We start from the raw sequence: 15,693 nt of genomic DNA on the forward strand, positions 1-15,693 counted from the left end.
TATTGTGTTGCTTATCGAGTGTAAATCTTTTCCAAAGTTCAAAACTTTGGAAAAGGTGATGCACGGTGACAATTTTTTCGGTCGACCGTTGATTTCTACTCACCCCAACCCCTCTCTAACATAGAGATGGGCTTTGGCCGGTGATTGTGACGGGGATTCGTGGCTTTTTTTGATGGTTGTGGTGAAATGATCACTGTCGGAATTTCACCCCTGCATCCCCTGAAGGGGACTTTGGGCCGGTGGTTGGAATAGAGGTCCTAGCTTATTTGATGGTTGCGTTGAAATAACCTCTGTCAGGGTACAAGACCACTGACAGGGTTGGGGTGAAGTAGTGTTCAAAAAAAGGGACTCCGTCGTTGATTGGCGACGAAATCCCTTTGCAGGTTGAAGGCTGTTGCCTTATTTTCTTAGACTATGACTTTTATGAACGGGCGATGATGCCGAGTTTTTCGAGGTACTGTGCTTCGTCATCTTCGAAGATGAGCTTGGCCAGACGGGCAATTTCGTTGGCCGCTTCGTAGAGTTCGTCCATTTTGGTATTCCGTTCTTTGGTGGCGTATTGGGCATCCCCGCCTTCTTTTTCGCGGTTGGCGCGGAGAACATCAAGTTGGTCTACGTCTGCCTGCAGCGCCTGAACTGATTCGAGGGTATACCCAAACGGTGCTAGTTTATCGAGCACTTCCTGCATACCGACCAGGTTGCCGTAAAAATTTTTGGCTACCTGCAGGAAATCGGTGTATTTGGTGATTTTGTCTTCGTAGAGTCCCAATGTATTTGCTTCGGCAGAGGAGGCCGGATAGTAGAATTTCAGTTTTTTCCTGATCTGAGAGAAATCCTTCCGGGTCTTTTTCTGCTGGTTGTTGAATAGTTCGCTGGCCGTTCGCCATTCGGCATTTTCGTTTTCATTTTTCTTAACGAGCGCTACCGTGTCGGTGTAGATTGTTTTGTTGGTGGTGTGTTTGGCCTCATCGTATCCGAAGGGGAGGAGGCGGGCACTGATGACGTCGTCGCTGGATGCATTGTAAATTTTGATGCGACAGTCTTCCATGAAATCGTTAATTGATTGGTCTTTACCCATGGTTTAAAATTTTAGATTAATTAATTTTTGTTACAAGAAGTTACAAATTTTAGCACGAGTAAAAAAATCAAACAATACTATTGATTATTCGAAAAATAGGTATTCTACGCTTATTGGTATGATAGCTGACATATAATTGTTAATTATAATTATCTATTAATGGGTTATTTTGTTTTATTATGCTCTTATTTTACCTATTTTATGTTGTTTGAATATTTTTTTGATAAATGTAGTTGATGAAATACATGCTACTTAACATATTTTGAACCTTACTGAACCGAAAAGTATGTATGCTTAACATGTTTTAGCCACTGCTGCGCGAAAAAGTATGTATGCTTAACATGTTTTGACGACTGCTGCTTGGAAAAATGGGGACGCTTAATATTTTTTGGCAGGTGCTGTGAGATACCAGGGGGCTATTCAATGAACTGTGTCAGTCTTAAATTTTTCTTGAAATGGAACAACCACTGTCAGGGTGGTTTCCGCAGTTGGTGTTGGTATTGTGTTGCTTATCGAGCGTAAACCTTTTCCAAAGTTTTGAACTTTGGAAAAGCTGATACTACCGACGGCCACTGTCAGGGTGAAAGACCGCTGACAGGGTGGGAGAAGGCATGAAAAACGCCGGTTGAGATGGTTTCTCAGCCGGCGTTGCTATTGTGTGTTTTGTTGTGTTATACTTCTTCAAGTAACAAACAGTTTTGCTGGTGGCAGATTCGAAATTTTGAACAAGTTTAGACCTCAACTACTTTTGCGTTTCCCCAATCGATGCTCTCCGTTGCCGTTCCTACGTCTACGAAGTCAAAATCAGAAAGCCACTTATCGAGTTTATTTAATGCCCCTTTCAACCCCACATAGGATTTGAATTTTCTAGTTAATGACAAGTCCTTTAAAACTGGTTGTCCGGCATCAAAGTCGCGAGGATGGAGATAGCTCATCACATAAGATGAATTTTTTGTCCATTTTTTTAATAGTGGATAGGGGAACAATCGAAAGTAACCACCACCCGAGAAGATTAGGGGTTTGCCAGCTATTGTTGTGTAATTAATCGGAAGTTCCTTCAGTGTTGCTCCATTATATTTCAGAATGGATGGTAGTGGCTCTTTGTATGATGGGAATCCGCCGTGTGCCCTCGGTGCGGGAAACACAGAACAATCCACTTCGATACCCTGAGATGCGATGATTTCGAATGCCCATTTGTTGTCTTCTCTGATAGAAAACCCGGGAGCTCTGAAATACTTCACTTTTTTCCCGGTGATATCTTCCAATGTCTTGATAGAATGTTCCAAATCCAGAGCAAATTCATTAGGCGTTTGTTCATATATCAATTGATGCATCCGGGTATGTGAACCAATCTCATAGCCTCTGTCTGAAATTTCTTTGATTACCTCCGGATAGGTTTCCGCCATCCATCCCAAACAAAAGAAGGTTGCCTTTTGATTGTGTTTTTGTAAGAGTTGGAAAATATGATCCATATTTTGGTGAATGCGGCTTTCATATTGTTTCCATTGCTCTGTTGTTTTGGTGGATTCATTGTCCAGAATATGAAACCATTCTTCGATATCAAATGTGAGAATATTCATCTTACGTCGTAATTAAACAGGCCGAAATCCCAATTATTTATATCGAGTATTAAATCTGGATTATCAAATTTGTTTTCATCCAATATATCTACTGTGAAGTACAAATGTTTGGGTTCCCGCTTGAAAGGAACTTTGAATAGTAACAATTGAAAAAAGGAAAGTTTGCCTACGAAGAGAATCAAATCGCTGGACTCATTTTTACCGATGTATTTGATTGCTTTTCTTAGGGTATGATTGTCTTTCTTTTTAGTACGCGTATTGTAAAAATCAATTAAATAAGCCGTGTTAATTCCGTCTTCATCGACGACGCGATAAGAAAAGTAGGTATCAGAAATTCTTATTTGGCGATGAACGTCCGTATATCGCTGTTTTTCGATAACTGAATTTGTTCGGTCGATTTGAATTATATATTCTTTCTGCTTTGTATTGAATATTGCAGAAATCCCGATGAACAATTTTGAGCCTAACAGAGAAAAAAAACTAAAGAAAGCAGGAAGACTGTTGACAATTTTTCCGATTCTTACGGGAAGTGCGTAATATTTAAGGTAGCCCACGTCTTTCCACTTTACTATATTTTTCCAATAAGAGTAGGCTGTGTCATTAGGAACCGCTACAACCAGAAAAATATTGTTGGAAATGAGTTCTTTTTTGAGCTTTTTATACATCCGGTAGAGAGCAAGCGGATCAGTTCTGTATTCTTCTGCAATAAATACATCCACCGCTAGTCCAATGCGTACGGTTTTATTAGTTATTTTATAATTATAGGGAATTACAGTGCATCCTCCTACCACTCCTTCATCCGTTTTCAACAACGCATGGTAGGACAAATTGTCAACTGAATTTAGATATTTATGTTTGAAAAAATCAACCGAATACTTTTTATCAAAAACCTGATTGAAGCTTTTTGCATAGGTATTCCATTCTGACAATTGCCAATCGGTTGTTTTTTTTATCTCAATTTGCATAGTTAAATTGTTCCAGAATCAACATGAATATTTTGTCCTGTAATGGAACTGGCCTTATCAGATAGTAAAAAAGCAATTGTTTCTGCCACAGATGCGGTATCGGTTGGTTGTTTTAATGAAGTCCGGTTGTATATCCTGTTCTTTTGGTCATCTGTGAGGGACGCACTCATTTCAGTTTCCATGAATCCGGAGACAATGCAATTGGAGCGGATGCCTTTTTCACCCCATTCCCTTGCGGTGTTTTTCGAGAAAGCCTCAAGTGCTCCTTTGGTTGATGCGTACATTGCTAATCCTTTGTAACCGGTATGAACACTAATTGAAGATAAATGGATAATACTCCCTTTGATATGATGCAGCAGCATGTGTCTGATGGCATACTTCGTCATATTCATCGGTGTGAAAACATTCACTTTATACATTTTTTCCAAGGCATCCACGTTTATATTGGTCACAATATCGTCGTAAGCTAGTGCAGCGTTGTTTACAAAGCCGTGAAGCGGTGTTCCCATTCCCAGCCATTCCTTGAAAATATCTCTACGAACATTAACTGCATCGGCTAAATCATAACTAAGCCACTTGAAGTTTTCAGGATATTTTAGCATTAGCTCATCTAGTGGTTGGGTTTTGCTCCTGCTAATTCCATAAACTGTCCAACCTTGTCTTAAAAGGCATTTAACTGTCTCCAAACCCAGTCCTTTCGATACGCCTGTAACTAGTATATTCACACTATTGAGTTTTTCAATGATTAAAAATCAGAATCTTTCTTCAATTCGATTGAAGACTAATTTCTTTTCACTTTTCCGGTACGAGTGGTTGATAGTTTGTCAACAAATTTAATCATACGCGGAATCTTAAATTCCTGAAGTTTGCCTTGCAGGAAACTACGGATAGCTGTTTCTTCCAGTTGAATGTTGGTTTTTACAATTTCACAGCAAATGATACTTCCAAGAACAGAGTTTTTCTTTGCAAATACTCTGACGTCTTGTATCCCTTTCATTTCTCTTATTGTCTCTTCCACTTCCGAAGGATTAACCTTGTAACCACCCACATTTATCATCTCATTTTTTCGTGAAACGAAATGAAATTTCAGTGGGGTTTCTTGGATCACTTCTACCAAATCACCGGTGTTATACCACTCCTCTTTGGAAATTTCACTTTGTCCCATCAATGAGCTATGGATCAGTAATTCATTGTTTTCAATCCTAATTAGGCTTTCAAATTCAGGTTTTATGATGAAATAATTTCCCCGGGATGCCAACAGGGTTCCAGCTTCGGTTGAAGCATATACATTGGTGATTTTTGCATTGGGGAATGCTGTCTTTAATTGTTGAATCGTGTTTTCATCGAATTTTTCACCGCCAGATGTAAGCCTTCTAACCGAAGGGTATGTACCTTTGATGGGAAGCATTAGCCGGTAGAAAGTAGGAGTGGCAGAGATGTTTGTAATACGAGTGTCTTCGATTTCACCAAGCAGATCGTCTTTGGGCAACCCAAATAAACGAATGATAGGATTCCCATTCAGAAGTGCCTGGAAAAAAACCTGCACACCAGCCATATGGGTCGGATTGTAAGCAAATCCCCATATGTCGTTCTGCTTTGATTCAGACTTTCGGACAAAACGGGTGATGGATTGAAAACTATGCATTACTTTTTTCGGTAGCCCCGTTGTGCCTGAAGTAAAAAGCGTAATCGACCATTGGTCGTTAACATCACTCAATGCATTCAGAATATCTTTTTTACTCTGCAGGTTTGGTCTATTTGATTTAGACAATTGAACCTCGAAATTACTGAACGTTGATTGCCCTGTCAATTTCTCCAATTCCTCCTCCGAGAAATCAGCATCCAATAAAATAATGGGGCTGTTAAGGATTAAAGAGGTAATTATCTGTTTAAAAACCTCATAAAAATCTGCAGAAAAGCAATAGGGATTAAATGATTCAATCCCATTTAAATCACTAACCAGGTTATTCCAAGTAATTTTTTTATTTGCAAATTTGTCTTTAAGAAAAAGCTCCATCAATTGGCATTTATTTTTTGAAAGATTTCTCCTACCGTATTCACAATTCCATCTTCAAAAATATCCACATCGTATTCTGCTTCAATCCGAACCGTCAGTTCCGCCAGATCCAACGAATCCATTCCAATGTCATTTCTTAAATGACTGTTCTCGTTAATGGAAGCAACTTCCTGTTTCCCTCTGTTTTTTAATACTGTGTTAATAATGTTGTTTAAGGTTTCCATATTATTATTTTCTTATGTAATATTTCTTAATAGAGTTAATAATTGTGTGTGAAATGTAATAGATTGATTTAACAAATGATATTCTTTCATGTTCGCGGAGAATAGCCCAATTGTACTTTAGTAATCTGAGTTTCGACCTGGATACGCTGGAATTACGTTCTCTGTAATAAGCCAAAGGTTCATTCAAACCATGCGCAAATTGTGTAACTTTAACTATGTTTAACCATAAAGCGTAATCCTGTCTTCTTCTGATTTTAGGCATATATTTTTTACCAATTCTCTTCGTATCATACATTGCTGTCAGGCAACCGATGTAGTTCTTTTTCAGCAGATCTGAATAATTAATTTGTTCAGGAACACTTATTTTTTGCAGTAGATTGCCTTCCTCATCCATGTGATAAAGAGCTGTAAATGAAAATTCATAGTTATTCCGTTCCATGAATTTTAACTGTGTTAACAGTTTTTCGTTCTGCCAGACATCGTCACTATCACAGAAAGCGATATATCTCCCCTGAGCGTGTTTGATTGAATTATTTCTTGCTACACCTGGACCTGAGTTCTCTTTTAGTCGAAATATTTTTATTCTATCATCTCGTGCTGAATATTTTTTTAGTAATTCAAATGTTTCATCCGAAGAACAATCATCGGTGATAAGCAACTCCCAATTTTTATAGGTTTGACGAATAATAGACTCAATCGTTTCCTCTAAGTACCGGGATGAGTTATACGTTGGTGTTATGATAGACACTAATTCCATAGCTGATCTATTAAAAGTTTATTTGCAGGCTCGGTGCTAAAGTTTTCCTGTTCTATGTTGCTTTCAATCATTGAAATAAGTTCATTCAAATCAGCAACTTTATGAAAGATTTTTTTCTCAACAAAATCGTTGTAATAATCGGACAAAATATGTGGTATTAGAAAAACCTTGCAGCCAAGTTCTTTTGCTTCAATTAAAGCGGTAGAATATACCCCTGCAGCAGCTATACTATTGGCAAACAATGTCTGAATGTTTCCATCAGACACTAGTTTGATGTTGTTATTTAGTTTGCATACCTCATCCAGTTGTTGTTCTTGAATTTCTTTAAATTTTGGATGGAGTTTTACTATGAAATTATAGTTAGGGTATATTCTTGTTTCTTTTAAAAAGTTTTTGAATGCGTTTGGTATGGTATGTTGCATGACTATTACGATATTACCTGCCCGTTGTTTTTCAGAAATTGCAGAAGCGTTTTCGCTTTGAATAAATTCTTTCAACGGATTTCCCACTATCGAAATTTTTTCCGGTGCCCATCCCGCGTTCTTTACAAGACTTTCTTTATAGAATTGGTCAAAGCATAATAATTTGTCTGGAAAAGTATCAGTATCTATTTGGGGTAGTACATATCCCATATGAAAGGGATATATATGACCGTGCTGTAATTCTGCAAATGGTATTTTTTTTTCGACACAGATTTGTTGGAATACAATGTTGATTGGATCATAGGCCGATTTGACGAGGATGGATTTAGGCTTTAAGAGAGTAAATAAAAGACGGTAGACTTTTTTCCTTTTGATATTTCTTGAAATCTTTTTATGAAAAGTTTTTCTAAGAAACTTCTTTCCTTCTTCATCGAACGATATGAAATGAAATTCGTTAAGAAACGAGAAAATTACTTTATTCAAAAAAGAATCAATCTCGACTCTATGTACCTTGTTTACTTTTGTTAGATATTCCCCTAAATAGAAAATATCACCAAAGATTCTATGTGAACTAAATTCATGTTTTGGCTGATGGAGTTTTGGGGGAAATGGAAACTCCAGAAATCCCATTTCATTTTCGTTTGAGATAAAGTGAAAATATTTATCTGAATATTTGTTCTTTAAATAATTGAATATTGTATTTACATTGGACGAAATAACAATGTTTTTGTTCCTTTTTAGCAGGATAGTGATAAGAAATGTTAATGAATTAAGTAGCATCTCATAACCTGTCTTGAACGATTTCATCTGGCTGAATGAATTATCAATTGTCTGGATATTGGCTATCTTTTCTTCTTTAAAGATTAAAAGTTCAAATAAATCCAGCCGAATGAATCTGTATGCTGATAATTCATTTATTCTAAAATTGAAGCAGTTGTTTTCATTTTCCCAATTTAGAAAACGTTCTTTAAGTTTATTTATATCTGCGTGCATTCCAAAAACTTCTGTTGAATAAATGAGCAAAAACAATTGAATAAATATATTTTGTAACAAAAGGGGCTATTTGTAAGCCGGATCTACCAACATGCAAGAAAAAAGGTAGTAAGAATAATAGATATAGTTCAAAGGTTTCAAGTCTATAAAACATTTTGTCTATGTAGCGGAGCCACCAGAATAATACTAAAATCGGGAGCCAGAAAAACAAGTATCCAAAATTCATTACTGATTCATATAGTAAAGAAAATCCTGTTCCTGCATAGTCTCCACCCTTTTCAGCTCTTTGCCAATGAAGCTTATCCCTGTATTCTTTAAACACGGTTTTATATTCGAACTTAAAAACTCGACTTAACGGTGAAATAAATTGGTCGGCATATGTTTTAAAAGGATAGGACTGATCAAAATTATTTTCTTTCATTACTACGTAATTCTTTAGCCCCCAGGTATATTCAAGTGTGCCGACATTTATCACCCACGGATTGTTGTAAATAACTTCTATAGTTTTCGGAATGTTGAAATTTGTTTTCCAACTTCTACTTACTGAGGCGATCGCTAAGGCTCCATACAATAATAGCGCCAAGGGTATATAGTATAGCTTGAATTTGAAATTAATAACTCGTTGAACACCAAAAAATGTGATGATGAGTAATAATATAATTGGACCCCGAGCGTTTATGAAAAACCAAAATAAGATATAGAGCATAATAAAAGAAGCCATTATAATATTGGCCCAAGAGAATTTAAAACCTTTCTGGGTAATATCTTTTACAAAGATATAGACTCCAGGAAGTAGGAAGTAAAGAAATGCTTGTGCATCACTATAGGCGTTAGTTAGAATCTCTCCTTTATTTCCCCCTGTAAGAGCAATATTAAATGCTCCTGTTGTATAGAATTGAATTACAAAAAGTATAAATCCACTTGTAATCAGAAAAAGCTGTCCAGATTTATTTATTTGTAGCCCCGTTTTTTTTTCAATCGAGAGATTTTGTGGCTTAAATAAGATAAAAATAAGGGAGTTTATGATCGAACTTAAATAAAGATATTCAGAATAAATTGAAATTGGAGTATAGAACAATAAAATTGGTTTACCTGAAGTTAGATAGTTTAATACAGGAGCTAAGCTGTATAGATTCAACGAGAAATAGAAATATATGAAAAATGTTATAATTTCTGTGTTTTTTTTTAGATAATATAGAAAGGGAATGAAAAAAGTGCTCAAATATACAGACGTAGAAATATTGCCATTGTTCGGGAACGTTACAAAAGATATAAAACTTATTAGAAGAAGAAGAAGGCCACTTAATAGCCTAAATAACAGATTACTCGTTTTTTGACTCATCAACTAATGGTATAAATTATTTTTTTTACACATTTGGTAATGCATTTCGTCTCTTTTGGAAAAGACTTTCGCTGGATGACCACCTGCGATACAATACTTCGGAATATTGTTTACGACAACGCTACCTGCCTGGATAATTGCCCCTTCACCTATTCTTACGCCTGATAAAATGGTGACATCCATCCCAAGCCACACATTATCCTCGATAATTACATCCTTCGTTATATAAGTATTGTCATAAGGGATTGCCTCACCCTGGTAGTTATGTATTTGAGTTATTATTTTCATCCCGTTTCCTGAATGAAAGTTGGCACCAATCATTACTTTTCCAGCTCCATATATTATACAACCATTGAAATTTACATTTTTCCCACAAGAAGTATTTTGAGTTAATCGCGTGTATCCATTGGCTTTTATAGATTCATAATGCCCACACGTTCTTTTTGCAATAAGGCTGAATATCGCGCTTCTAAGTACTTTATATATTTTTAATAATTTCCTCATAAAGGTTTAAATATTTTCTTGCTGAACTTTTCCAATTTAAGTGGGTCTGAGCTAACTGTGCTAATTCCCTTCTCTCTTCCTTTTTTATAGTATCTAATTCAATATTAGATGATTGCTCGAAGTCAATTGTCTGATAATAATGATTAAAGTACTTTTCGTCTATTCCAAGCGTACCGATAATTTTAAGGTTTACCAAAAGTGGTAGTCCACAGGAAAGTGCCTCCAGGCCGACTAACGCCTGCCCCTCATTTGTACTGGGAAGCATTAGGAAATCTGCCGCTGAATAATACTTATATAATTCTTTATTGTCAACGTAAGGAACTATCATGATTCGTTCATCATTTTCAGTGATTTCCCGAATCTCTCTTTCGTAATCTCCAGTCTTACCAATAATTATATATTTGAAATTGTCGTATTTGAGTCCCAGGTAATTAATAGCTTCGACGTAATTCTTTCTTTTAGTATGAGCACCTACTGATAAGAATAATATATCATCATTAGATAAACCGAACTCATTTCGGAGTTGTCGTCTTTCTTCATTATTGAAATTGAAAATGTTGCTTACTCCATTAGAGATCTTGTATATGTATTCTTTGGGGATACTGAGTGAATTATGGGCTTCATTAAACATCGAATCTGTTAAGACACTACACCATTTCAATTTTGCTGAAACCAATTTAAAAAGTTTTGGTAAGTCAATGCCTAACTTTCTGTTTTGCTCTATACTATAGCGGTCATTGTTTTGAATTCCGTGGAAGGTTAAAATAATATTATGATTATTTTTATTATTAGCGTAATAGGTTGCCGGGAAAAATTTGATATTATGGACATGAATAAGGTCCGGCTGAAATTCTTTGATCAAACGATTCAAATTTGATTCATACAACAAATTTTTTAGAGGGCTGATTCCGTATTTTCGGTATTTCAGTATCCCGAATAGTCTGTGTAGTTTCTTTGATAAATATTTGATAAGAAAATATAGAGTTTTTTTATAGCTGTATCCATAAATATCGATATTATGAACTTTTGCATTTGTTGGGTGCTTATAATTTGAAGCCCATAGAATTATCTCATACTCATCATTGGAAAAGTACGGGAGGAGATTCATAATTACATTTGCTACCCCGGTAGTGTAGGACCCTCCATATTCTTTTGGAATTTGACCAACTAACAAGACTTTTTTTTTCGACATATTTAGCTGAATATTGTTATTAGATTAATTAGGATGAACATGATTGTTGGCAAGCCGTAGGTGATAAATAAATGCTGTAGTTTTTTGTATCTTAGTTTTTTAGAAATGTAAATGTCATTAAGAATATATTTGGCAAGAATTGACAGCGAAGCCGCCAATGCAAATTCATAGGCTGGTAGCTTATAGGTTGCTATTATTATACCAACTACGAACAGAAGTGCCACTGAAATAATATTGTTTCTTATGTACAAATGGTCTTTGACATGTAATTTCAAGAAATTGTTTTGAGACATTGTTATCTGGATGTTAAAGTACATCCCTAATGATAATAATGAAATGATTTTGATAGACTCTACATAGTTGGGATAGAATATTGGTATAAGTAAAATGACAACCAATAATAAAGGGAAAATAATTAGGCCTACATACGAATTGATGATGGAAATCTTGGCATACTTTAGGTTTGTATTGCTATTATCCTGTTTGTATAAATATGGTAAAAGAACCTGCGATATGTTTGTTGATAATAAGTTTAACAACATGAAGAACATGGCTCCGAATGAGTATATCGCAAAATCTTCTTTGAGGTAAAACGAACTGACCAATAATTTATCCAAATTTGCATTGAATTGATGCGCAAAATTGCCGACCAGGATTTTGCTTCCGCGTCTGTACGCTTGTTTTAGTAATCTAAAGTTATTAAATAAGTGCTCTGTTTGAAATTTGAGATTTTTACGAAAATGAGACCTGTATAATGTCCATAAGAGAACAATTACGGTTAGGTTGATAATTAATATTATTTTATAATTTATAGAAATGGGAAAAGATATTCCCGTTTTCAATAATACAAAGATTCCTGTTAGAGTTACTAAGAACAATGACTCTTTAATCAGTCGAAATTTTACAGGAACTTTAAAGTGTTGATATGCCTGTGAATAGCTATCGAAATAGGTGTTTGAAATGAAGAAAAATGTTGTTGCTGCCAGGAGAATGATAAAGAATTGCTGAGACTGAAAAATGAACGCAAATAAAACGATGACTAGTGATACCAAAATCTGCTGTGTCGTAAACCAGCTATAATATATATTGTCTTTATTAGTGTCTTCTTCCTTATTTTGACATTGGATCAAATATATTCCATCCTTTAATCCAAAATGTAATAGACTTGTATAACTCAGGTATAGTGTAAATGTTTTATATATGCCGTAATCTTCTAAACTCAACAGCTTTGGCAGTAATAGCATGCTAATGCTGCTGATTATTACTGCCAAAAAATTTCCAGAAACGAACGTTAAAAGATTTCTTTGTAGTTCTCCTTTTAACAGTGTTCGGAGTCTTTTAATTATCATTTCTTATTGGTTGAATATTCTCTGTTTTAGGTACATTTCATAAAGTTTGTCATGAGTTATGCCGCATGTATCGAGAATTTTTAGCACGAATTCCCTAAATGCACCTTTCCCTCCTGGGGCCTCCGTTATTATATCGACCTCTCTTTTTACAATATCCGCCGCGTTTAATGGCGCGGCGGATATTCCAACATTACGTAGTAGTTCAATATCGTTGATGTCGTCTCCGATATATGCTACACTTTCCAGAGTAATATTTAACTTATTGCATATACTTTTAGCAACCTCGAGTTTATTTCTCACCCCTTGGTATAGAAAATCAATTTTTAATTTTTCAGCTCTTCGTTTGACAATATTGGTCTCTTCTCCGGTGAGTATTCCGACAGGAATATTCATTTGGTGGCAAAAAAGTACACCACCGCTGTCATAAGTGTTGAATTTTTTCCACTCATTACCGTTTTGATCATAATACATACCACCGTCGGTCCAGACACCATCTATATCTGTGAGAACTAATTTAGGTAACTTCATTCTAGTTAACGTTGTCAGGATATATTATTTCGTTAGCCGGAAGAGCTGATATTATTCTTTTTCCAAGAATTTCTTCTCTTTCAGTCCACTTTAGACCACTACCCGGGGATAATAGGTGAATATCATTTTCCGTGATAATATGTCCGGCTTTGAGAGGTTTGATCGTTGCAATTGACCGTTCAAGTTTTTCTTTTGCCGATTTTACGTCATCACATATGAACAGTTCTTCTTCTCCAATTGACATTTCGAGGTTACGGATGTCTCTAACCATTCTTTCGATACCATCGATTGCCAGGGAACCCGCCTGGTCAGTTCCTTTCATCTTTCTGTCTAATGTGATATGTTTCTCAATCATTTCAGCTCCCATTGCAACGGCTGCAACTGGGGTAGCAATTCCGATAGTATGGTCAGAGTAACCGATCAGATACTCAGAATAATACTTTTTAAGATAATGGATGGAATTCAAATTAACATTTTTGTACTGAGTTGGATACTCGGAGACACAATGCAAAATAGATATGTTTGAATGATATTTGGTAATAATATCAAGCGCATCATCTAATTCTTTCTTACCTGCCATCCCTAATGACAGAATAATAGGAAGTTTTGTTTCAGCCATCACCTCTAGAAGAGGAAGATTTGTCACATCGCGGGATGCCACTTTTAATTTATCCGGAGTGAAGAGTTTTAACATTGACAAGGTGCTGGGCGCACATAATGTCTCAACAAAATCTAGTCCATGAGATTTTGTGTGTTTATAAAGTTCAAAGTGTTCCTCATCAGATAGTTCAAGATAGGCTCTGTGCTCGCCATATGTTCTTCCGAAAGAATGTGGTGTGTCATATGGTCTGTTCATTTGACTTTCAGAGAGCTCGTATTTTAGATCGCGTTTGGTGAATTTAACAGCGTCCATACCGACTAATTTCTCTCCAAACAGTTTATCAACGACGGGTCGTGCTACGATATCGATAAGTAGTTTCCCTAAATCAACAGAGCCATTATGATTCTGTCCGATTTCACCAATTAAATAAGTCTTTTTCATGGAGGTCTTCTTTTATTGCGTAATTAATATTGTTCATCAATGCCAGGTAATTGCTAAATGTCACATAATTACCTTCCGGGAGTTTAACTTTTTTATCACTTTCAGTGATATCGTTTAAATCCAGGTTTGTGACAATGTCCTTTAGAGTGATAGATTCTGGCTTATCTTTATTTATGCGCTCTAATAACAATACAGCTCTGTCGTAATCTTTGGGGTAATCTATGGACAGGTTGACAAATCTTGTTCTATCGTCTTCCGGAATGAAATTAATGCATCCTTTTCTAGCATTTTCATCGTTTAAAACGAACCAGGATAGATACTCAGAATTCAAGGGATTATCCATATTTAGATATAGCTCCCACAAATATTTGGTAGAAAAAAGTTCTGCCGATACACCAAATGGGACATTATTGGCTCGGACATAGTCCAGATCATGCTCAATGAATAGTTCAACCATCCTATCTATTAAGGTCGGATCTGTAAAGGGATTATCTCCTGTTACTCTGAAAATGCCGCCAACCTTTTCTTTTCGTGCTAATGAAAGCATGCGATCGATCACTGAGATAGGATGTCCGACGAATGATTTCTCCTTTCCAAGAAGTGAAACAAGGGGATTGTCTTCCTCTAAGTTAGATGTAGCTAAATGTATTGATGCTATTTTGTTGGTTGTTAGGAGCCTATCGTATAAGTCTTCAATGATTGAATTTCTGGAAAACTTTTTAAGAACTTTTTGTTTTAATCTTTGAGATTTTAGTCTGGCAATTAATGCGACGCCAACCCGATTTTTGTCAAAAGAGCTAAATTCATGTGATAAAAAATCCATTCCTGTATCACTACGTTTTAGAACGGTCGAATTTTCTTGGACTTTCTTGTAGATTACACTTCTATAACTCGATTCTCTTTTGGTCGGGTGTTTCAGTTCTTTCCCAAGTGCTTTTGAGTACATTTTGATTGCCTGTACCATTAAGGAAAACTCTTCTTTATATAAAGAGACCTGCCAATCGAAATTTCTATTATTCCTGGATAAAGTTATGTGTTTTTCAATATAATCATAACCTAGTCCCAGGGCTAATATTGGAATTTCCTTTATGGTTGGAGAATGATCTGCTATTCCGAGTTTGAAATTGGGAAAATCTCTTTTCAAAGATTTTATTGCATTGAGATTGAGTTCTTCAAGTTCAGTCGGGTAATCGGAGTATCCGTGAAAAATTGCCTCAATGTTGTCTTCAATTAACCCCAATCCACACTCAATATCCTGAAATGTAGAACATTGAGTTTCCAATATTATTTTAACGTCTTTCTTTTGAGTAATTAACGAAAGGAATGGGATATTAGTCAGATCAGTTCCGTGAATCTTGAAAAGTCTGAAGCCATAATCATAACAGAAATTGAAAGAATTTTCTTCTAATACGCACGGTATTACCTGGATTCCAATCTCTGAACAGTGCTGGAATACTTCAGTCCATTCTTTTTCTGAAAATGAATTTTCTTTATAAATATTTACTTTTGAATAATTATCTGTACAGAATTGATTAGGGTCCATAACTTGAACCGTAAAGTAATCAGTTGCTGCTTCTTTAGCTGCATTCGCTAACTCTTTCAAGTATGCAAGATTTCCATTATGGTTGAATGCACTTTCGGCAATAATTTTCATGCTGCTAGATGGTTTAAATTTTTTGCAATTCTTTCTAAAAATGGGT

At 35.8% G+C, this 15,693-nt stretch carries 15 protein-coding genes; all 15 read right to left on the reverse strand.

The window, feature by feature from the left end:
* Window positions 1-421 precede the first annotated feature (421 nt).
* A complete protein-coding gene (locus AC060N_RS05115) occupies window positions 422-1,078 on the reverse strand; it encodes a PQLLE family protein (protein ID WP_479526151.1) in 657 nt (218 codons plus the stop codon).
* Window positions 1,079-1,809: 731 nt separating this feature from the next.
* Window positions 1,810-2,658, reverse strand: a complete 849-nt coding sequence (locus AC060N_RS05120; protein WP_479526152.1) for a polysaccharide deacetylase family protein — start codon at window positions 2,656-2,658, stop codon at window positions 1,810-1,812.
* Window positions 2,655-3,623, reverse strand: coding sequence for a hypothetical protein (locus AC060N_RS05125; protein WP_479526153.1), 969 nt, complete (start codon window positions 3,621-3,623; stop codon window positions 2,655-2,657). The genes AC060N_RS05120 and AC060N_RS05125 overlap by 4 nt, the downstream gene beginning before the upstream one ends.
* Window positions 3,624-3,625: 2 nt before the next feature.
* Window positions 3,626-4,348 (reverse strand): SDR family oxidoreductase, encoded by a 723-nt coding sequence (locus AC060N_RS05130; RefSeq protein WP_479526154.1) that lies wholly within the window; start codon window positions 4,346-4,348, stop codon window positions 3,626-3,628.
* A 56-nt stretch (window positions 4,349-4,404) separates the two neighbouring features.
* Entirely contained in the window at window positions 4,405-5,640 is a 1,236-nt protein-coding gene (locus AC060N_RS05135) for a class I adenylate-forming enzyme family protein (RefSeq protein ID WP_479526155.1), read from the reverse strand.
* Window positions 5,640-5,864 (reverse strand): acyl carrier protein, encoded by a 225-nt coding sequence (locus tag AC060N_RS05140; RefSeq protein ID WP_479526156.1) that lies wholly within the window; start codon window positions 5,862-5,864, stop codon window positions 5,640-5,642. The genes AC060N_RS05135 and AC060N_RS05140 overlap by 1 nt, the downstream gene beginning before the upstream one ends.
* Before the next feature lie 4 nt (window positions 5,865-5,868).
* Window positions 5,869-6,621: a glycosyltransferase family 2 protein gene (locus AC060N_RS05145; RefSeq protein ID WP_479526157.1), complete on the reverse strand. Its 753-nt coding sequence runs from the start codon at window positions 6,619-6,621 to the stop codon at window positions 5,869-5,871.
* Window positions 6,612-8,036, reverse strand: coding sequence for a hypothetical protein (locus AC060N_RS05150; RefSeq protein WP_479526158.1), 1,425 nt, complete (start codon window positions 8,034-8,036; stop codon window positions 6,612-6,614). The genes AC060N_RS05145 and AC060N_RS05150 overlap by 10 nt, the downstream gene beginning before the upstream one ends.
* Complete coding sequence (locus tag AC060N_RS05155; RefSeq protein ID WP_479526159.1) at window positions 8,017-9,174, reverse strand: hypothetical protein; 1,158 nt, start codon at window positions 9,172-9,174, stop codon at window positions 8,017-8,019. The genes AC060N_RS05150 and AC060N_RS05155 overlap by 20 nt, the downstream gene beginning before the upstream one ends.
* Window positions 9,175-9,381: 207 nt before the next feature.
* Window positions 9,382-9,882, reverse strand: a complete 501-nt coding sequence (locus AC060N_RS05160) for an acyltransferase (protein WP_479526160.1) — start codon at window positions 9,880-9,882, stop codon at window positions 9,382-9,384.
* Window positions 9,857-11,074 (reverse strand): glycosyltransferase family 4 protein, encoded by a 1,218-nt coding sequence (locus AC060N_RS05165; RefSeq protein ID WP_479526161.1) that lies wholly within the window; start codon window positions 11,072-11,074, stop codon window positions 9,857-9,859. The genes AC060N_RS05160 and AC060N_RS05165 overlap by 26 nt, the downstream gene beginning before the upstream one ends.
* Before the next feature lie 2 nt (window positions 11,075-11,076).
* Window positions 11,077-12,423 carry a lipopolysaccharide biosynthesis protein gene (locus tag AC060N_RS05170; RefSeq protein WP_479526162.1) on the reverse strand — a complete coding sequence of 449 codons (1,347 nt, stop codon included), beginning with the start codon at window positions 12,421-12,423 and terminating at the stop codon, window positions 11,077-11,079.
* A gap of 3 nt (window positions 12,424-12,426) precedes the next feature.
* Window positions 12,427-12,951 carry a KdsC family phosphatase gene (locus AC060N_RS05175; RefSeq protein ID WP_479526163.1) on the reverse strand — a complete coding sequence of 175 codons (525 nt, stop codon included), beginning with the start codon at window positions 12,949-12,951 and terminating at the stop codon, window positions 12,427-12,429.
* Between the two features lies 1 nt (window position 12,952).
* Complete coding sequence (locus tag AC060N_RS05180; RefSeq protein WP_479526164.1) at window positions 12,953-13,993, reverse strand: N-acetylneuraminate synthase family protein; 1,041 nt, start codon at window positions 13,991-13,993, stop codon at window positions 12,953-12,955.
* The gene (locus tag AC060N_RS05185) at window positions 13,968-15,647 is read right to left on the reverse strand and encodes an N-acetylneuraminate synthase family protein (protein WP_479526165.1); all 1,680 of its coding nucleotides are present in this window, start codon (window positions 15,645-15,647) and stop codon (window positions 13,968-13,970) included. The genes AC060N_RS05180 and AC060N_RS05185 overlap by 26 nt, the downstream gene beginning before the upstream one ends.
* Window positions 15,648-15,693: the final 46 nt, after the last annotated feature.

It is taken from the genome of Prolixibacter sp. DSM 2831, from assembly GCF_056493735.1.